Source organism: Paraburkholderia solisilvae, from assembly GCF_902859875.1.
Classification (GTDB): Bacteria; Pseudomonadota; Gammaproteobacteria; order Burkholderiales; family Burkholderiaceae; genus Paraburkholderia; species Paraburkholderia solisilvae.
This window is the reverse complement of sequence record NZ_CADIKF010000143.1, coordinates 1-568: the sequence shown is the minus strand read 5'-3', so window position 1 is coordinate 568 and position 568 is coordinate 1. Positions and strand designations below refer to the sequence as shown.

Annotated in this window: 1 protein-coding gene; it reads left to right on the top strand. The window is 71.8% G+C overall.

Annotation, left to right across the window (positions count from 1 at the left end):
- Window positions 1-568: pilus assembly protein N-terminal domain-containing protein (locus HV675_RS32185; RefSeq protein ID WP_175115487.1), on the top strand; the 568-nt coding region annotated here is incomplete at both ends.

Here is a 568-nt window from a genome sequence, read left to right as displayed (position 1 = left end):
GGCGCACCGCTGCCGCAGATGCCGCTGACGCTCGCTGCGAACGCGCCGGGCCGTGCGGCGGGCGCCTCGCGCGGCGCCACCGGGCTTGCGATGGTGCAAGGCGGCAAGGGGCCGAACTGCGCGGGGCCGGTCGACGAACAGAGCACGGTCACGGTGCCGCTCGGCAAATCGACGCTCGTCAATCTCGGCGAGCCGGTCCGGCAGCGCACGGTCGGCAATCCGGCGATCGTGCAGACCATGCTGGTGTCGCCGGAAACGCTCTATCTGCTCGGCTCGGACATCGGCACGACGAATATGATCGTGCAGGGCAAGAGCGGTTCATGCCGCGTGATCGACGTGGTTGTCGGCGCCGATCCGGCCGGGCTGCAGCAGACCATTTTGCGGCTGATGCCGAACGAGCGCGACGTGCACGTGATGGCGGCCGGCGACGCGCTGGTGCTGACCGGCACCGTCAGCGACTCGACGGTGGCGGCGCGCGTCGTCGAACTCGCGCACGCGTTCACCGCACGGCCGAACGACGCGCTGCCGCAAGCAGGCGCGCATGCGGCAGCGCCCGCCGGCGCGGCGG